The sequence below is a fragment of the Chroococcidiopsis sp. CCNUC1 genome (assembly GCF_023546805.1).
Classification (GTDB): Bacteria; Cyanobacteriota; Cyanobacteriia; order Cyanobacteriales; family Chroococcidiopsidaceae; genus Chroococcidiopsis; species Chroococcidiopsis thermalis.
Map to the genome: position 1 here is coordinate 2,657,067 of NZ_CP097480.1, position 17,778 is coordinate 2,674,844.

Genomic DNA, 17,778 nt, shown 5'->3' on the forward strand with positions numbered 1-17,778 from the left:
TCATCAACATGAAAACGCGCGAGATCGTATTAGAAGCAGGCAAAACTGAAAGTCAGTATTGGCGAGATGTTTGGGACTATCGCGAATTATTATATTTCCTCGCTTGGCGAGATATTTTGGTTCGGTACAAACAAACCGCGATCGGTATTCTCTGGGCGCTGATTCGACCGTTTCTCACTACGATCGTGCTGACAGTAGTTTTTAGCGTTTTGGCTAAATTGCCCTCAGAAGGAAACGTGCCTTACCCGATTATGGTGTTCGCCGCAATGCTACCCTGGCAATTTTTTGCGAATGCCCTGACCGAGTGTAGCAATAGCTTAATTACGAACTCTCAAATTATTTCTAAGATTTATTTTCCTCGCTTAATCGTTCCCGTAAGTGCAGTTGTGGTCTGCTTTATAGATTTTTTAATTTCTGGTATGATATTACTAGCTTTAATGGCATGGTACAATTTCGTACCTGATTGGCGAATTCTCACACTACCTTTATTTACTGCGATCGCCTTTGCTGCGGCAATAGGTGCTGGTCTATGGTTAGCAGCCTTAACAGTCGAATATCGAGATTTTCGCCATGTCGTACCGTTTCTCGTTCAAGTCGGTCAATACATCTCGCCTGTAGGTTTTAGTAGCAATATCGTTCCCGAACAGTGGCGATTGCTATATTCTCTAAATCCGATGGTAGGGGTGATTGATGGGTTCCGTTGGGCAATTTTAGGGGGAGAAGCTCAACTTTACCTACCAGGATTAATTCTGAGCGTAGGCTTAGTTTTACTCTTACTGACTAGCAGTATTTGGTATTTTCGACGCACGGAGCGCACCTTCGCAGACGTGATTTAAATTGTAGGAATAGATCGTGTCACAAACCGTTATTCGTGTCGAGCAGTTGGGAAAAAAATATCTGCTAGCGCAGCAAGCAGGTGGATATACTAATTTGCGAGAAAAAATTACTGAGAAAACCAAGTCTTTAACTCAAAGACTATTAACTCCCAAACGCACGCACAAATTTAAACCAACTCGCGAAGAATTTTGGGCGCTCAAGGATGTTTCATTTGAAGTTAAGCAGGGCGAGTGCGTTGGTATTATCGGTGGAAACGGAGCCGGAAAATCAACATTACTAAAAATTTTAAGCCGCATTACCGAACCAACCAAAGGTAAAATCCGAATTAAAGGTCGAGTTGCTAGTCTTTTAGAAGTAGGAACGGGTTTTCACCCAGAACTGACAGGAAGAGAAAACATTTATCTCAACGGCGCAATTCTGGGAATGAGTAAAGTTGAAATTAAAAGTAAATTTGATGAAATTGTTGCTTTTGCGGAAGTCGAAAAATTTTTAGATACGCCCGTAAAGCGCTATTCTTCCGGCATGTACGTCAGACTAGCATTTGCTGTTGCCGCTCATCTAGAACCAGAGATTTTAATTATCGATGAAGTCTTAGCAGTAGGAGATATAGCATTTCAAAAGAAGTGTTTGGGTAAAATGGAAAATGTAGCGACTCAAGAAGGTCGGACGGTTTTATTTGTCAGTCATAATATGCAAATGGTTCAAGCTTTGTGTGCTAAAGCTTGCTTACTCAAAGCCGGAAGTATAGCGGCTCAAGGAAATTCAGGTGATGTCATCGAGCAATATCTATTATCCTTGCGATCGCTAACACAACTCAATTCAACTATATTGGAACAGCGACAGGATCGCTCTGGAGATGGCAGCGCAAAATTAACTTTTATTAATATTGAAGATGGCGATGGAAGTAAAGTTATTTGTTCGATTAGCCGCCTAAAACTCACCATCGGCTACCGTAGTGAAAAACCAATTTACTCACCACGACTTTTAGTCACTATCTACGATTACAACAATGAATATGCCATTTTTGCCCTAGATAGTAATGTTGTAGGAGGAGTTCCCGAGCTTCTTCCTGCTGAAGGTACGGTGACTTGCATTACAGAACCAATGTATCTGACACCAGGGCGATGTCGCGTTGAACTGGAGTTACTCAGAGGTGAAATTCTGCTTGACTGTATTGAATATGCCACATGTTTTGATGTAGAAGCTTACGATATTTATGGCTCGGGTAAGTCACCTCCTCGCAGTTGGGCGACTTGCCTGCTGCGATACCAATGGTCTACTAATGTAGGCTAATTTCAGTTGAGAAACAATATGGTTTCACTCCAAAAAATAGATCGTTCGATGTATGAAGAGGTTTTTCCTTTACTTTTAGATTTAAATGCTCAAGTTAATTGGAGAAACGTTTTTGATTATAATTGGCAGGCGGAAGATTATTGCGGTTATGGATTGTTTGATGGCAAAGAAGTTGTTGGTTTTTTAGGATTAATTTTTAGTCGTAGAGCGATCGCCGATCGCGTTGAGAATTTTTGTAACATTCATAGTTGGATAGTCAAACCGCAATATAGGGATCGCAGTCTATCGTTACTTCTACCCGTTTTGAGGTTAAAAGATTGTACGCTGACAGATCTCAGTCCAGCCCCTAGAGCGATCGAAATCCTGCAAAAGCTAGGATTTAAAAGATTAGATTCAAAGCTACGTGTATTACTACCAGTTAGCGGCAGAAATAGGAGTGCGATCGAGATAGTTCACCTATCTCAAGAAAAACCTCAAATAGCAGAGCAGTTCTCAAAACAAGATTTAAAATTATTTCAAGACCATAGCAGTTATTCTAACTGCTATCATTTATTAATTGACAATGGCAAAAATTATTGCTACGTCATATATACTATAGTGAAACAAGCATTTCTTTCACACTGCTACATTCAATACATCAGCAATATTCAAATATTTTCGCAGTACAGCGGCGCAATCCGTTCTGAAATAATCAGGCACAGTCGTATTCCTTTAGTTGTGGTAGATTCGCGGCTCATCGCGCCGTTCAAATTACCATTCAGTTACGATTTACCGTTTAGTTTTCCCAAACTTTACAGGTCTTCTAGCTTAAAACTAGCTCAAATTGATAATTTATACTCAGAACTTATTTTATTAAATTTTAGTTTAATTCCGAGTAACTTAAAAGAATTGCGTGGTTTATGGCATGAAACCAAATATTGGTACGAAATAAAGAATACATTTAAAAAAAATACTTATGGAATAAGTGAGTAAAAATGATTGTCAAAAAAAATCAAAATATAAGACAGCAGATTCGCCAATTTATCTTGAAGGAATTCCCACAGGCAAACGAGCGATCGCTCGGCGAGAATGAAACTTTCTTAGGCAGCGATATTGTTGACTCTTTAGGTATTGTCAAATTAATGACTTTTGTAGAAACTGAATTTGACATAACTGTAGAAGACGAAGACCTTCAACCCGAAAATTTTCAATCAATCGCGAGTTTAAGCGAGTTTGTGAAAACTAAACTCGCCCAAAAATAATATTTGACGCTCGGAGGTTTAAGCTAGTAATGTCATCGGAAACTTTTGCTTCACTAGAGTCAGAAAATATCTACAGTTGCTTTAATTCTGACGCAGGGCTACTAACCCTACAGGGTTCTCAGGTAGAACTGCGACGGCGACTTGATGCCTTGTTTTGTAGCTGGGCAGAAGTAGTAGGAGCAATTGAGTATTCCTTTCCGCCAGTACTATCGGTTTATTCCCTTGATTTGGCTGACTACTTCAGCTCTTTTCCACACTTAGCTACCCTAACAACGCAAATCGACAGTAACAATGAGGGAATGAAGCGGTTTGTCGATTCTACCAGAAACGAAAGGCTGACCGAAGTAGACCAAAATTACCTTACGCCAGCACGCTACGTATTACCGTCAGCAGCTTGCTACGCAGTTTACAACCACCTGAGCAACAAAAAACTGCAAAATGACCTTTTCATTACCGTTTGTTCCCCCTGTTTCCGCCAAGAGTCAATCTATAAAGCAGGCGAACGACAGTGGACTTTTCATATGAGAGAAATCGTCTGTATCGGTCGTCAAGAGACAGTCCGAAATTTTCTCAATACCTACCGTCAGTTGATTACAGAAATACTCAACCAGGCTAAATTACCTTTTCAACTTCGCGAAGCCACCGATCCTTTCTTTGACAAACGCGATCCCGCACTGATTTTACAAAAATTAGAACCGCTAAAATATGAATTTCTTTATCGCGATCGCTTGGCAATTACTTCGCTCAACTTTCACCGTAAATTTTTTGGCGATCGCTTTAACATTCAAGACTGCACCGGAGAACCAGCCTATACAGGTTGTGTGGCTTTTGGTTTAGAACGCTGGTTATCTGCTTGCATTCGCGAGTACGGTCAAAACTGGGAAAATTTACCTGCTGTTTTACAGAAAAAGGAGCCAGAAGTCAGGAGTCAGGAGTCAGGAGAATAAAAAAACTCTAGTTATGGGTAATCGCGCCCGTAAAAAACAAACAATTACAACAATCTGAGTTAAAAGAAAATTTTCGACTTTAATGAAGTTGACAAATACAACATTTAACAAAGGACATGAATTATGTCAATCGATCTGTTTAATCAAACCTTATATGAAAAGCCAAGTACTGTTAAAGAGTATATATGCACGCAAAAAGACTTATGGATAGAAGAAAAAACTATTTTTGAAAAGTACGAGCAGCATATCAAAGATAAGGCGATTCTTGATGTTGGTTGTGGTGGTGGGAGAACAGCGATCGCATTAAGCGAACTAACCTCAAATTATACGGGGATTGATTATTCGATGGAAATGGTGAAAGCGTGTCAAAAATGGCATAGCTCTCTAAATTTCATACATGGTGATGCTAGCGATATGCATATGTTTGATGGGGAAAGCTTTGATTTTATCATTTTTTCATTTAATGGCATAGATTGCATGTCGCATGAAAAGAGAATAAAAACATTGAAAGAAATTTATAGAGTTTTAAAAAGTGGCGGAATATTTGCATTTTCCAGCCATAATTTAGACGATCGCAAAATTGTCACTGCCTTTAATAAGTACGACATGAAACGTCCGCAAGCGATCGCAAGAAATCTTTTTAACGTTATGAGTTATTTGAAAGTAAGAAAATATCAGATACACACTGATAAATATGAAATTCTTAGCGATCCTTTAGCCGGATTCGGACATTTGACATATTACATTAGAAAGCAAGAGCAGGTAAAGCAGCTTGTAAATATCGGTTTTAAAAACATTGCTATTCTCAATCGCCAAGCCCAGTTCGTTGATATTAATTCTTTAGATAGAGATAGCGAGTGGTTGCACTACGTTTGTCAAAAACCTACTAGTAACGATCGCAATGAAGACAGTCAGCAAAATTGAAACGATCGTGGACAAACCTCTCGTTTCTGGGATTGTTATCTTCCTCAATGAAGAACAATTTATTGAGGAAGCGATCGCCAGTGTCTTTGCCCAGACTTACAACAACTGGGAACTGCTATTAGTTGATGACGGCTCTACGGACGGGAGTACGGCGATCGCCCGTCGCTATGCCGAACAATACCCTCACAAAGTCCGTTATCTCGAACACGAAAATCATCAAAATTGCGGCATGAGTGCGGCGCGGAATTTAGGCGTTCGTCACGCTCAAGGCGAGTACATTGCTTTTCTCGATGCTGACGACATTTGGTTGCCACAGAAATTGGTACAGCAAGTTGCTATTCTAGAATCGCAGCCCGAAGCCGCCATGCTTTACGGACGCACTCACTTTTGGTTTAGTTGGACGGGAAACCAGAGCGATCGCCAATACAACTATTTCACAGAATTGGGCGTTGAACCCGACACTCTAGTCCAGCCACCCACGCTGCTAGAACTCTTTTTACAAAATGAATCTACCGTCGCATCTACTTGTAGCGTCCTGATCCGCCGCGATGTATTTCAGAGGATTGGTGAATTTGAGCCAGAATTTCGCACCATGTACGAAGATATGGTCTTTTACACCAAAATATTTCTTCAAGCACCCGTGTTTGTCTCAGGGAAATGCTGGGATCGATATCGACAGCACCCCCAAAGTAGTTGTCGCATAGCAATTGAGGAGGGAGAGTATAACTCTTTTCACCCCAGTCCCGCTCGTGGCACTTTTTTGCGTTGGGTAGAGGCTTACTTACGCGATCGCGGTGCTGAGAGAACGCAGGTGTGGAGCGTTCTCCAAACAGAATTACTGCCTTATCGGTATCCATTGTTGTATCCAGTAGGGCGAATGCTGAGACTGTGGCGACAGCAGGCGAAAACGGTATTAAAGTCAGCTGGGCGGCGGGTTTTACCCAGAGACTTGCTGTACTGGCTGAAATTTCAAAAAAGATTTAGAGGTACGTCACACTTAGGCGGAGTGCGCTTTGGTAATCTCCGCCGTCTCAAACCCGTCAGCCAAAACTTCGGTTTCAATCGCGGTTTGCCGATCGATCGCTATTACATTGAGAAATTTCTTGCCAGCCATGCCGATGCCATACGCGGACACGTATTGGAAGTGAGCGAAAACAAATACACGCTCAAGTTTGGCGGCGATCGCGTCAGCAAAAGCGATATCCTGCACGTAACTCAGGATAACCTCGCAGCAACAATAGTCGCTGACTTGACCTGTTGCGATGAAAACAGCGTACCCTCAAATACTTTCGATTGCATTATTATTACGCAAACCCTACCGTTTATTTACGACGTGCGGGCGGCGATCGCAACTCTACACAGGATATTGAAGCCAGGGGGAGTTATATTAGCAACTTTCGCTGGCATTAGCCAAGTCAGCCGTAGCGATATGGAAACTTGGGGAGAATACTGGCGATTTACAACCCTTTCAACTCGGAAGTTATTTTCTGAAGCTTTTCCAGCAGCCCAGATAAAAGTAGAAGCGTATGGCAATGTATTAGCTGCAATGTCATTTCTACAAGGATTAGCCGTCGAGGAACTGCGCCAAGAAGAACTAGACTACTTCGATCCTGATTATGAATTGTTAATTAGCGTGAGGGTAACTAAACCAGAGGTAAATCATGAAAATACCTGGGAAAATACCTGGAGCCAATCGGATACGACGGTTTGCCCGTCGCTGTCGCAACCGGCTTCAGCCAGGGTCGCTGATTCTGCTCTATCATCGCGTTACTGACGTGAGTTGTGACCCTTGGGGATTGTGCGTGACACCCCAGCACTTTGCCGAGCAATTGCAAGTCTTGCGCCAATATACCCAGCTAACACAACTGCGGCGATTGAGCCAAGACGTAGCAGAGGGCAAACATCATCGCCGTCACGTTGTCATTACTTTTGACGATGGCTACGCTGATAACCTCCACAATGCCAAGCCAATACTCGAACGCTATGACGTACCTGCCACTATCTTTATTGCTAGCGGCTATGTCGATCGCGAACGAGAATTTTGGTGGGATGAGTTAGAGCGGCTATTTTTGCAACCTGGGGCATTACCCCAGCAACTAGAGCTAAATATCAATGGCTGTCAATATCAGTGGGATTTGGGAGAATTTGCCAATTACACCGAGTCAACATACCAGCAGCATCGCCATTGGAAAGCAGAACAGGAAGATCCCCCACTCCACGTCAGTTGGTCTATTACGAGGTCTGGAAACTACTTCGCGTTTTACCAGCAGGCGATCGCGATCGCATTTTAGATCGACTGCTAACCTGGGCGGGAATGACAGCAGGGAGCCGTTCGACCCATCGTTCTCTCACCCGCGCAGAAGTAGCAACTCTAGAGCGGGGATCGCTCGTTGAAATCGGCGCTCACACGATCGCGCATCCATTTCTCTGCTCTCTGCCCTTATCTTCGCAGCAAGAAGAAATTTACCACAGCAAAGCTCAACTTGAAGAACTGCTCGGACACGAGGTGACAAGCTTTTCCTATCCCTTCGGCAACTACACCTCAGACTCGGTAGCTATCGTCCGCGATGCTGGCTTTAACTGTGCTTGTGCCACGATTCACGCTAGCGTCCAACGCCATAGCAATCTGTTTGAGCTACCCCGCGTCGAAATTCAAAACTGGAATGGAGAAGAGTTTGCTAGGAGGCTATCGCGTTGGTTCGATGTTTGAACAGTGAAGAGTGGCTAGTGGCTAGTGGCTAGTGGCTAGAGTTTCTTCCTTGTCTCCCCCCTCTGCCTTGTCTCCCCCCTCTGCCTTGTCTCCCCCTCTGCCTTGTCTCCCCCCTCTGCCTTGTCTCCCCCTCTGCCTTGTCTCCCCCTCTGCCTTGTCTCCCCCTCTGCCTTGTCTCCCTCAGCTTTCTTTCCCCGACTCCCGACTCCCAACTCATGCAGCCACTTGTTTCAATTATTACTATATTTTTAAACGCTGAGGATTATATTGAAGAGGCGATCGCCAGTGCGATCGCTCAGTCATACGATGTTTGGGAACTGTTACTCGTTGATGATGGTTCTACGGATAGCAGTAGCAAAATTGCTCGCGACTATAGCGATCGATATCCCGAAAAAATTCGCTATTTAGAACATCCAGGTCATAAAAATTGCGGCATGAGTGCCTCGCGCAATCTGGGAATTCAACACGCAAGAGGAGATTATATTGCCTTTTTAGATGCGGATGACGTTTATTTACCCGATAAAATTGCCCAACAAGTCGCAATTTTAGAGTCTCATCCTGAAGTTGGCTTGGTTTGTGGCAGAACGAAATGGTGGTACAGCTGGACGGGAAACGAGAGCGATCGCTCGCGAGATTTTCTTCAAAAGTATGCATTACCTTTGAATACTGCGATCTCTCCACCTACCATTCTGATTCTATTTCTAAAAGATGAATGGGCTTCACTTTGCGATGTTATGGTACGTCGCCAAGCTGTTGAAACTGTAAATGGATATGAAACATCTTTTCGCGGTATGTATGAAGACCAAGCCTTTCATGCCAAACTCTGTTTGAAATACCCAACTTTTGTATCGAGCCAATGTTGGTATCTCTATCGCCAGCACTCCCAAGCCTGTACTACTGACTCTCACGTTAGTGGCAAAACTCTAGCAGCGCGACAAATGTTTCTGACGTGGCTAGAAGACTATCTATCTAAGTCAGGATTGCAGCAATCGGAAGTTTGGCGAGTTGTCCAACAGCAACTCTTTCCTTACCGTCATCCCCACCTACATCGACTCTGGTTGAAGTGGCGGTTTGGCATTGTGTGGCGCGGACAGAAAATATGGGAAAAATTCAAAATAACTAATGAATAAACTATTAATTATTTTTCCATCTGTAGAAAGGGGTGGGGCAGAGGAATACGCTCTAACTATTGCCCGTGATGCTCAGCAGCAAGGCTGGCAAGTTCATGCAGCTTTTCCTAAAACACCACAAACAACTTCTCTGGCTCAAGATTTTCAGCAGCATAAAATTAACTATCACTGTTTAGAAATAGCTGAAACTTATACTCGAAAACTCAGAACTTTACGGCAATATTTACCAGATTGCTTGCGGACGCTTTCCTTGTTTTTACAAATTCAACCCGATGCGGTTATCATCGTTCTTCCTTGGGTAGACCGCAGTTTAGGTACTATTTTTGCTTGCGCTTATTTAAATGTTCCTACAGTGGTGGTGTTTCAGCTAGTTCCTTGCCAAATTACCTTAAGCCAGTGGCAATTAACACTTTATAATTGGTCGAGAGTTAGAAATCAACAATGGGTAGCTGTTTCCCAATATAGTCAAAAGTTAGTTGGTAAGATATTCCAGATGCCAGTTAGTGAAGTGAAATGTATTTATAATGGGACGAAATTAGAGATGGACAAGCAAAGCCTTCAAGAGATTGTAGCGCTGCGCGATCGCCTCCGGCAAGAATTAGAATTACCGTTAACTAGCCGTTTAGTTTTAACTGTCGGTCGGCTGAACCAACAGAAAGGATACAGCGACCCAATCCCCATTATTCCCGCGATCGCTAAAGAATTTCCTGAAGTCAAGTTTATTTGGGCAGGAGATGGAGAACTGCGATCGCAGTTACAAGCAGAAGTCAAAGCGACAAAAATAGAAGCATCTGTGCTGTTTCTCGGCTATCGAAATGACATACCGCAGTTACTCAAAGCCGCCGATCTCTTTTTATTTCCCAGTCATTATGAAGGATACCCCTTTGCTTTATTAGAAGCAATGGCTTACGGTCTACCAATTGTTGCTTCAAATGCTAATCCTATGCCAGAAATAATTACGGATCGGTTGGAAGGTTTATTATTTCGTAAGGGCGATCGCCACGATCTTTTAGCTAAGCTGCGATGGGCTTTGCAAAATCCCCTTTTAATGCGAGGTATGGCAGAAAATGCCAAACTGCGAGTTCGTGAATTCTCTGCTACTAAAATGAGTTTTGAAACTTTGGATTTAGTGCAAAAGATAATAGTAAAAAATGGGAATCAAAACGTTGCCTGAGATAAAATTTTTTGTTCTAAGCAGCATGGCAAATAACCAAATATCTCAAGAGAAACCATGAATTATTTTAATTATTTACAAACTTTTGCGTTTGATAAAGTGAGAATAATATGCACCATTTAAAGGTGATTTTTCTGCCTTGGTGGTCGAGAAATCCTTATCAGCAGCTTTTAGTAACGCATCTCCAGCTATTAGGTATAGACGTAAAAACTTTCAGTAATAATGGGAAATTATTTCTAACTCCAGAGGTTATTCGCTGGCGACCAGATATCGTTCACTTTCACTCACTATACCCATTCTATTTATCATCAAATCCGTTAGCTTTCGCAATCAAGCTCTTAGCATTTTTCAGTCAAATTATATTTTTAAAGCTTGCAGGAGTTAGAATCGTCTGGACAGTTCACGATTTAAAAAATCACGAAAACATGCAAGTGCGTGCAGAGCGAATTTATAGTATTTTTCTCGCTATATTTGCCGATGCTATTATTACCCATTGCGTACAAGCAAAACAAACGGTCATTAAATCATTTCATATCTTCAACAAAAGTAAGGTTTTTGTTGTTTCACATCCCCATTACATCAACTACTATGAAAATAATATAGACCGCGATACAGCGCGAAAAAAATTAGGTATAACAGATGCCAATCTAATTTTTCTATTTCTGGGATTGATTCGGGCTTACAAAGGCGTTCCCGAACTCATCGATGCTTTCAAGCAGCTAAAACAAGATAAAGTTTATTTAGTGATTGCTGGTAAAGCTTCTCAGGAATTAACTCAACAGATTCAGCAACAAGTGCAAGATTGTCATGAAATTAAATTCATTCCGGGTTTTGTCGCTGACGAGCAATTACAAATCTATATGAATGCTTGCGATGCGATCGTACTACCATACCGAGATATCTTAACCTCGGGTTCGGTAATTTTAGCTATGTCCTTCGGTCGTGCGTGTGTTGCTCCCCGTAAAGGCTGTATTAGCGAAGTAGTCGGTGACTTAGGAGGGTTTCTCTACAATCCAGAAGAAACGGACAGTTTGTTGTATGCTATGAAAGATGCAATTCAACATAAGTCTCAGTTGCAACAAATAGGCGATCGCAACCGCCGAGTAGTGGAGCAGTGGAGCTGGGATAGCTTTGCACGCACGACACTACAAATTTATCAGCATCGAGTTCGACCGACATCGAGCTTGCGATCGCCCCTGAATTGAATTTTGTCCATACCAAGCGGTTAGCGAGGAAAGACAAAATGTATGGTTTAACAGAGGTTAACTTGTATAGTTTGCTGAGCAGAACGGCATGAGCCTACGTACTCAAGTCATGCGAGGCGGGACGTTCTTAGTTCTGCGCCAAGCATTAGGTATGATTCTCTCTTTGGGAGGTGTTTTACTACTTACCCGCATTTTAGGTCCGAAAACATACGGGCTGTACTCTGCCACGCTAAATATTTTTGTCTACGTTCAAAGCCTCAGTCAGTTAGGAATTGAGATTTATCTGGTGCGGCAGAAAGATGAAGAAGACATCAAACTTTACCATCAAGCCTTTACCTTGCTGCTCTTACTGGCGCTAGGAGGTACTGGCATATCTCTGATAGGAATACCCTTACTACAAGAGTGGGTGCGCTTAGAAGGATTTAGCGATGTGGCTCGCGTCATGTTTCTGGGACTGCCAGTTGTGTTGCTGAGTCAAGTTCCTTTAGCACGACTAGAGCGGCACTTAGATTACAAACACGTCGCTTTGATCGAACTGAACGGTCAGTTCGTTTACTACTTAGTCGCCCTTCCTCTGGCGTTTCAGGGAGCTGGTGTCTGGTCGCCTGCGATTGGATGGTGGACGCAACAAGTTATGACTCTAGGACTACTTTACTGGCGGGCAGATTATCGCCCTCGTTTGCATTGGCAACCAGATGTTATTAAGCAGATGCTGAGCTACAGTGTTGGCTACTCTGCTTCCTCTTGGGTTTGGCAACTGCGTAACCTGGTCAACCCCTTAGTGGTTGGTAGGTATGCAGGTGCGGAAGCAGTGGGATTTGTCGCCTTAGCGATTCGGATTGTGGAAGTCCTGAGTTTTGTCAAAACCGCAACTTGGCGATTGTCGATCGCAGCTTTGGCTCGTCTCCAAGGCGATCGCGTGCGACTCGGTAAAGCAGTGAGCGAAGGTATGAGCCTTCAGATCTTAGCGCTGGGTCCCCTGTTAGTATTCGTTAGTTGGCTCAATCCTTGGCTGATACCGTTGTTGTTCGGTCAGCACTGGTTGCCAGTCATTCAAATCTATCCTTTTATTGCCCTCAGTTACCTCAGCAACGCCGTGTTCAATCTCCATTGTTCCGTGCTTTACGTCTTGCAGCGCAACTGGGAAGTGACCGCTTTCCACTTAACACACATTATCTTGTTTGCTGGCACGGCGTTGGTTGCAACCTCTCATTTTAATGGTTTCGTCGGCTACGGCTGGGGCGAGGTAGCGGCTTTAGCTAGCTATGCCGTTCTCCATGTTTTTGTCGTGCAACATATTAAAAGTCCTGCCTATCGCTTACCCACAATTTGGTGGCTAGCTTTGGTAGGAGCTTTATTTATTTACCAATTGGGTTGGTGGTCTGCTTTAGGTTTGGTCGCGCTGTTTTGTATGCCTGCTACCTATCGACAGTTGAAATACTACATCGACAGCCTGCGGCAAGCTCAATCGGAGCGTTAACATCACTTGACAAAAATCAGTCATAAGTCAGTCGTCATAAGGCAAATTTATGCGTCCCAAAGTATCAATAATTGTACCCACATATAATAGTGAGGATTATATTGCCAGGGCAATAAAATCTGTATTGCAACAGACAGAATCTCAAGTAGAAATTATTGTTGTAGACGATGCTTCTGTTGATGCTACTGTACAAGTGGTACAACAGTATAAATGCGATCGCCTTCAATTACTGGTAAATGACTGCAATCAGGGACCTAGCTACAGCCGCAATCGCGGTATTGCCGCAGCTAGGGGAGAATGGATAGCTTTGTTAGATTCTGATGATTGGTTTGCCCCTGAAAGAATTGAAAAGTTGCTACAAGTCGCTCTAGCAGAAGATGCAGATGTAGTAGCCGATGACTTATATCTCATTGCCAATCGAGCCAAGCAGCCGTGGGGAACGAGATTTTCTGCTCCGCTAGGATTTGGTTGGCGACGACCTAAGTTTCAAGGAGTTACGCAAATCGATGCAATAGATTTTATTGAAATGGATTTGGGTGTAGTCAAACCCATATTTAAACGTAGTTTTCTCGTTCATCATAATTTAAGTTTCGATGACAATCTACGCTATGGAGAAGACTTTCAATTTTATTTGAAAGCTCTCATTTGTGGGGCAAAGTTTATCATCGACTCTCAGCCATATTATTTTTATTGCTCTCGTCCTGGCTCTCTGATTACCGATTATCTAACATGTCAGCAGCAAATGTACGCGGATGTCGATCGCTTTCTTCAAGCCGATGCAGTTCACAAAAACTTTGCCCTCACACGTTCTTTAACAAGAAGATATAAAATCGTTGGAACTCATTTAAGTATTAGTTTAGCTTACAACCAATTAAAAGCCGTGTTTAAAAGCGAAAAACTGTTCGCCGCAATCGCCAAAATTATTACCAATCCTCAAATCATTGTCCTATCGGTTTTACATATCATCAGAAACTTAACACAGCGAGCGGCTCCGCTGTGGGTTGCTCTATCTCGCCAATCAAAAAAAATCAGTTTAAATCGCATATAGAGCGAGTCTTTAGTAACAGTTTTACTAACTATGCGATCGCTATCTGATTTAAAAAAAATAACTTAAAAAGTTAAATCTTTCAGAATGAAACTTTTACTTGGTGCGGAAAAGATATTTACAGTTATATCGTTGCTGACTCTTACGGGAGCTTGGTTTCCCCGCCTGTATGAAATCATCAGTGGAGAATCACTGATCGTACTCACATCTGAGGGAGTTGTAGCACTACAAATTCCTTTCTACTCGATTTATATCACGACATTTGCGCTCATATTGCTTCGATGGAGAAAAATTATACAAGCGCTGGTAAAAGGCAAGCTTTTATTATTGTTAGTCGCGATCGCGATCGTCTCAATTTTATGGTCAGATGCACCTGCAATCACGCTGCGACGAAGTTTAGCCGTTTCAGGTGCAACTTCATTCGGGATCTATTTCGCTACACGATATAGCCACAAAGAGCAATTGCATCTCTTAGCTTGGACTTTTGGAATAGCAGTTTTATCCAGTATATTATTTACCATAGCGTTACCAGCTTACGCAATTGTTCCTGACCCAAATAGCACAGCTTTAGGATCGGTTTTGCAAGGGGTATATATCCACAAAAATGTTTTCGGTCGGATGATGACTTTAAGCACGATTGTCTTAGCGATCGTGGCTTTTAGTGATTCAAAATCTCGATATTTAGCCTGGATTACCTTGAGCCTTGCAGTCAGTCAAGTGTTACTTTCATTTTCTACTAGCTCTTGGATTATCCTAGCAATTGTTATAGCACTATTTCCCTTATATCGGGCTTTGCGATGGAACTTTTCTTGGATGCTGCTACTATATATTGCCGTGGCACTATTCTGCGGTGGCTTAGCTGTTTTAATTACAAGCAATTTGGATCTTGTATTAAATAGTTTGGGTAAAGATTTAACTTTAACTGGTCGAACTAAAGTTTGGTCGGCTGTCATCGACAAAATTGGCGAACGTCCTTGGTTAGGTTATGGATATAGCGCTTTTTGGCGAGGTAATGAAGGAGCATCTGCTTATGTTCGGCTAGCCAGTGGATGGAAAGTAGCCTTCTCTCATAACGGCTTATTAGATCTATGGCTCGATCTAGGATTGATTGGAGTTTCAGTTTACTTAATCGGTTTTTTTAAAGCTTATACGCAAGCAATAACGTGGATGCGCTGGTCTAAAACATCTTATGGGTTATGGCACTTAATCTTGTTGACATTCATATTTTTAACTAATTTTTCTGAAAGCACAATTTTGAAGTCAAATGATATTTTCTGGGTGTTGTATACGGCGACATACTTTTCACTCTCACAAAGCTCAATAGATGCTTAGCTTAGCTTCAATCTTTTGCCTAATTTTCAGCTATTAACTACTTGGAGCAAAAATGAATGACCTCTAGCCTAGCAGTTTTTATCCCGAGTCTCGATGGTGGCGGAGCTGAAAGAGTTATGCTCAACCTCGCTGATGGTTTTGCCGCTCAAGGTGTAAACGTTAGTTTAGTTTTAGTGAAGGCAGAGGGACCATATCTGTCGCAAGTATCTTCAAAGGTGGAATTAGTCACTTTAGGAAGTCGGCAGAAGTTACTGCTCAGCTTTCCCGATTTGATAAATTATCTGCGGCGGGAGCAACCTGTCGCAATGTTATGCGGACAAGAGGATGCTAATATAGTCGCACTCTGGGCAAAGCAACTGATGAAGGTATCGACTCAAATGGTCGCGATCGTCCACAATCATCTCTCGCGCGATGCTCAAACTTCTACTCTACTCAAAAGACAATTGACACCTCATCTGGTGCGTTGGTTCTATCCTTGGGCGGATAAAATTGTCGCCGTGTCTCAGGGAGTGGCTGAGGATCTCGTAGATATTGGTTTGCCGAAAGATAAAATTAAGGCAATTTACAACCCTGTCGTAACTCCAGAACTGCACGTTCGGGCAAGAGAAAAGATATCTCATCCTTGGTTTGCGCCAGACCAACCTCCAGTGATTATGGGTGCGGGAAGGTTAGAGAATCAGAAGGATTTTTCGACTTTGATCCGTGCTGTTGCTAAGTTACAGCAACAGCGTCCCGTGCGGTTGATGATTTTGGGCGAAGGGACAAAACGACCTGAATTAGAGGCTTTAATCGGAGAACTCGGTTTAACAGACAGCGTTGCCATGCCGGGATTCGTGAGTAATCCATACGCTTATATGGCAAGAGCAAGTGTTTTTGTCCTCTCATCGATTTGGGAGGGTTTTGGTAACGTGCTAGTAGAAGCGATCGCAGTTGGAACTCCGGTAGTTTCTACTGATTGCAAGAGTGGTCCGGCAGAAATTTTAGAAAATGGCAAGTATGGCAAATTAGTCGCCGTAGGAGATGTTACCGGGATGGCTGAGGCGATCGCCCAGACGCTAGATTATCCGCCAGCGCCTACTGAATTACAGCGTCGAGCCGAGCGATTTTCCACAGCAAAAGTTTTAGCAGAGTATCGCCAGATTTTACAAATTACCGAGTAGAAAAGTCAAAAGTTAAAAGTTAAAAGTCAAAAATTACTTGGCATATGGAAAATATTGCTGAAAAAAAAATTAATGTTCTGATGGTGGGAGATAGCTTATCTAAGCAGGGAGGAATTGTAACTTTAGAAAAGCATATGTTGAAACACGCTCCTGCTCACGTGCAAATTCAACATATTGGCACGGCAGTTGATGGTTCGGCAATCCAAAAAGCTTTTGGGTTCGCGATCGCCCTGGTTCGGGTTATCTTGGTGCTATTGACGAAAAAAGTGGACATCGTTCACGCGCATGTAGCCGAAAGAGGCAGTGCTTATCGCAAATCAATCGTGACTTTAATTGCGAAATTCTTGTTTCGCAAACCCGTAATTTTACATTCTAATAGTCCTGAGTTTCATGAATTTTATCAGGGGTTATCGTTGAATGTCAGACAAGGATTGCTGTGGGCATTTAGTCAGTGCGATCGCTTCATTGCTGTTTCCGAAAGTTGGCGTAATTTCTACGTGGATAAATTTGGTTTACAACCAGAACAAGTCTTGGTACTGGCTAATCCGATTGAATTGCCAACTCAAGTCCCTCACCGAGAGCGATCGAACCAAACTAATCTTGTTTTCTTAGGACGCATCGGACAGCGTAAAGGCACTTTCGATCTGATTCGCGCTTTTGCCATATTACCTGAACCGATAAGAAACCAAGCAAATTTAATCTTGGCAGGAGATGGAGAGGTTGACAAAGCCCGCGATTTAGTTGCGAGTTATAGTTTAAAGATTAGTAATATTGGCGATCGCATTACTATATATGATTGGCTCAATCCACAGCAACGAGATGCTTTATTAACTCAAGCGCATGTGTTTATCTTGCCTACTTACAATGAAGGATTACCCTTAGCTTTGCTCGAAGCAATGGGGTGGGGATTACCCGTCATCACAACGCCAGTAGGGGGAATTCCCGATTTGATTGTCTCGGGGAAAAATGGTTTATTAGTCCAACCTGGAGATATTCAACAACTTTCCACTGCCATTGAATCACTCATTCAGAACGAAAATTTGAGACTTTCCTTGGGTAGTGCGGCACGGGAAAGCGTCACACCTTTGGATGTCAAAACTTATTTTAATTTCCTGTTGCAAATCTACGATTTAATATTAGATTTTCAGGAAAAAAAGTAGTCAGAAGTTAAAAGTCAAAAGTTAAAATGTATAGAGTTAATATAGCAATCCAAATTGATTTGTGAACGGTTCCCGTGTAGAGACGTTACATGTAACGTCTCTACACGAGCAATCAATTTCACGATTCATCCAGGATTGTT

Annotated in this window: 18 protein-coding genes; 17 read left to right on the plus strand and 1 reads right to left on the minus strand. The window is 42.5% G+C overall.

What is annotated here, in order from left to right; all coding sequences use genetic code 11:
- Positions 1-8: 8 nt before the first annotated feature.
- The 9 genes from M5J74_RS12430 (at position 9) to M5J74_RS12470 (ending at position 7,952) form a co-directional block, all read left to right on the plus strand.
- Positions 9-836, plus strand: coding sequence for an ABC transporter permease (locus M5J74_RS12430; protein ID WP_106170528.1), 828 nt, complete (start codon positions 9-11; stop codon positions 834-836).
- A gap of 16 nt (positions 837-852) precedes the next feature.
- Positions 853-2,130: an ABC transporter ATP-binding protein gene (locus tag M5J74_RS12435; RefSeq protein ID WP_015154408.1), complete on the plus strand. Its 1,278-nt coding sequence runs from the start codon at positions 853-855 to the stop codon at positions 2,128-2,130.
- Between the two features lie 18 nt (positions 2,131-2,148).
- Positions 2,149-3,102: a hypothetical protein gene (locus tag M5J74_RS12440; protein WP_250016837.1), complete on the plus strand. Its 954-nt coding sequence runs from the start codon at positions 2,149-2,151 to the stop codon at positions 3,100-3,102.
- Between the two features lie 2 nt (positions 3,103-3,104).
- Positions 3,105-3,371, plus strand: a complete 267-nt coding sequence (locus M5J74_RS12445; RefSeq protein WP_250016838.1) for an acyl carrier protein — start codon at positions 3,105-3,107, stop codon at positions 3,369-3,371.
- 29 nt (positions 3,372-3,400) lie between these two features.
- On the plus strand, positions 3,401-4,318 hold the full coding sequence (locus tag M5J74_RS12450; RefSeq protein ID WP_250016840.1) for an aminoacyl--tRNA ligase-related protein: 918 nt from the start codon (positions 3,401-3,403) through the stop codon (positions 4,316-4,318).
- 123 nt (positions 4,319-4,441) lie between these two features.
- On the plus strand, positions 4,442-5,242 hold the full coding sequence (locus tag M5J74_RS12455; protein WP_250016841.1) for a class I SAM-dependent methyltransferase: 801 nt from the start codon (positions 4,442-4,444) through the stop codon (positions 5,240-5,242).
- Entirely contained in the window at positions 5,220-7,016 is a 1,797-nt protein-coding gene (locus tag M5J74_RS12460) for a glycosyltransferase (protein WP_250016842.1), read from the plus strand. Before M5J74_RS12455 ends, M5J74_RS12460 begins: the two co-directional genes overlap by 23 nt.
- 1 nt (position 7,017) lies before the next feature.
- On the plus strand, positions 7,018-7,533 hold the full coding sequence (locus M5J74_RS12465) for a polysaccharide deacetylase family protein (RefSeq protein WP_250016843.1): 516 nt from the start codon (positions 7,018-7,020) through the stop codon (positions 7,531-7,533).
- Positions 7,428-7,952, plus strand: a complete 525-nt coding sequence (locus tag M5J74_RS12470; RefSeq protein WP_250016844.1) for a polysaccharide deacetylase family protein — start codon at positions 7,428-7,430, stop codon at positions 7,950-7,952. Before M5J74_RS12465 ends, M5J74_RS12470 begins: the two co-directional genes overlap by 106 nt.
- Positions 7,953-7,980: 28 nt before the next feature.
- Here M5J74_RS12470 and M5J74_RS12475 read toward each other — a convergent pair whose 3' ends face one another.
- On the minus strand, positions 7,981-8,169 hold the full coding sequence (locus tag M5J74_RS12475; protein WP_250016845.1) for a hypothetical protein: 189 nt from the start codon (positions 8,167-8,169) through the stop codon (positions 7,981-7,983).
- Between M5J74_RS12475 and M5J74_RS12480 the strand changes: the two genes are divergently transcribed.
- The 8 genes from M5J74_RS12480 to M5J74_RS12515 all read left to right on the plus strand — a co-directional run bounded on the left by M5J74_RS12480 (position 8,168) and on the right by M5J74_RS12515 (position 17,638).
- Complete coding sequence (locus M5J74_RS12480; protein ID WP_015154416.1) at positions 8,168-9,082, plus strand: glycosyltransferase family 2 protein; 915 nt, start codon at positions 8,168-8,170, stop codon at positions 9,080-9,082. The two genes, M5J74_RS12475 and M5J74_RS12480, sit on opposite strands and share 2 nt — an antisense overlap.
- Positions 9,075-10,256, plus strand: a complete 1,182-nt coding sequence (locus tag M5J74_RS12485; protein WP_250016847.1) for a glycosyltransferase family 4 protein — start codon at positions 9,075-9,077, stop codon at positions 10,254-10,256. The genes M5J74_RS12480 and M5J74_RS12485 overlap by 8 nt, the downstream gene beginning before the upstream one ends.
- A gap of 110 nt (positions 10,257-10,366) precedes the next feature.
- Positions 10,367-11,461, plus strand: coding sequence for a glycosyltransferase family 4 protein (locus M5J74_RS12490; protein ID WP_250016848.1), 1,095 nt, complete (start codon positions 10,367-10,369; stop codon positions 11,459-11,461).
- 88 nt (positions 11,462-11,549) lie between these two features.
- Positions 11,550-12,941, plus strand: a complete 1,392-nt coding sequence (locus M5J74_RS12495) for an oligosaccharide flippase family protein (RefSeq protein ID WP_250016849.1) — start codon at positions 11,550-11,552, stop codon at positions 12,939-12,941.
- Positions 12,942-12,990: 49 nt separating this feature from the next.
- Entirely contained in the window at positions 12,991-13,989 is a 999-nt protein-coding gene (locus tag M5J74_RS12500; protein ID WP_106218967.1) for a glycosyltransferase family 2 protein, read from the plus strand.
- 84 nt (positions 13,990-14,073) lie between these two features.
- Complete coding sequence (locus tag M5J74_RS12505) at positions 14,074-15,318, plus strand: O-antigen ligase (RefSeq protein ID WP_106547713.1); 1,245 nt, start codon at positions 14,074-14,076, stop codon at positions 15,316-15,318.
- Between the two features lie 56 nt (positions 15,319-15,374).
- Positions 15,375-16,478 (plus strand): glycosyltransferase, encoded by a 1,104-nt coding sequence (locus tag M5J74_RS12510; protein WP_106167615.1) that lies wholly within the window; start codon positions 15,375-15,377, stop codon positions 16,476-16,478.
- A gap of 44 nt (positions 16,479-16,522) precedes the next feature.
- Positions 16,523-17,638, plus strand: coding sequence for a glycosyltransferase family 4 protein (locus M5J74_RS12515; protein ID WP_250016850.1), 1,116 nt, complete (start codon positions 16,523-16,525; stop codon positions 17,636-17,638).
- The last annotated feature ends 140 nt before the right edge of the window (positions 17,639-17,778 follow it).

Excerpts from the sequence above, each read along its gene's own strand:
- M5J74_RS12485 (WP_250016847.1), top strand. The coding sequence starts at position 9,075 with ATGAATAAACTATTAATTATTTTTCCATCTGTAGAAAGGGGTGGGGCA.
- M5J74_RS12495 (WP_250016849.1), top strand. The coding sequence starts at position 11,550 with ATGAGCCTACGTACTCAAGTCATGCGAGGCGGGACGTTCTTAGTTCTG.
- M5J74_RS12440 (WP_250016837.1), top strand. The coding sequence starts at position 2,149 with ATGGTTTCACTCCAAAAAATAGATCGTTCGATGTATGAAGAGGTTTTT.
- M5J74_RS12510 (WP_106167615.1), top strand. The coding sequence starts at position 15,375 with ATGACCTCTAGCCTAGCAGTTTTTATCCCGAGTCTCGATGGTGGCGGA.
- M5J74_RS12430 (WP_106170528.1), top strand. The coding sequence starts at position 9 with ATGAAAACGCGCGAGATCGTATTAGAAGCAGGCAAAACTGAAAGTCAG.
- M5J74_RS12505 (WP_106547713.1), top strand. The coding sequence starts at position 14,074 with ATGAAACTTTTACTTGGTGCGGAAAAGATATTTACAGTTATATCGTTG.
- M5J74_RS12445 (WP_250016838.1), top strand. The coding sequence starts at position 3,105 with ATGATTGTCAAAAAAAATCAAAATATAAGACAGCAGATTCGCCAATTT.
- M5J74_RS12450 (WP_250016840.1), top strand. The coding sequence starts at position 3,401 with ATGTCATCGGAAACTTTTGCTTCACTAGAGTCAGAAAATATCTACAGT.
- M5J74_RS12490 (WP_250016848.1), top strand. The coding sequence starts at position 10,367 with ATGCACCATTTAAAGGTGATTTTTCTGCCTTGGTGGTCGAGAAATCCT.
- M5J74_RS12500 (WP_106218967.1), top strand. The coding sequence starts at position 12,991 with ATGCGTCCCAAAGTATCAATAATTGTACCCACATATAATAGTGAGGAT.
- M5J74_RS12455 (WP_250016841.1), top strand. The coding sequence starts at position 4,442 with ATGTCAATCGATCTGTTTAATCAAACCTTATATGAAAAGCCAAGTACT.
- M5J74_RS12480 (WP_015154416.1), top strand. The coding sequence starts at position 8,168 with ATGCAGCCACTTGTTTCAATTATTACTATATTTTTAAACGCTGAGGAT.
- M5J74_RS12515 (WP_250016850.1), top strand. The coding sequence starts at position 16,523 with ATGGAAAATATTGCTGAAAAAAAAATTAATGTTCTGATGGTGGGAGAT.
- M5J74_RS12460 (WP_250016842.1), top strand. The coding sequence starts at position 5,220 with ATGAAGACAGTCAGCAAAATTGAAACGATCGTGGACAAACCTCTCGTT.
- M5J74_RS12475 (WP_250016845.1), bottom strand. The coding sequence starts at position 8,169 with ATGAGTTGGGAGTCGGGAGTCGGGGAAAGAAAGCTGAGGGAGACAAGG.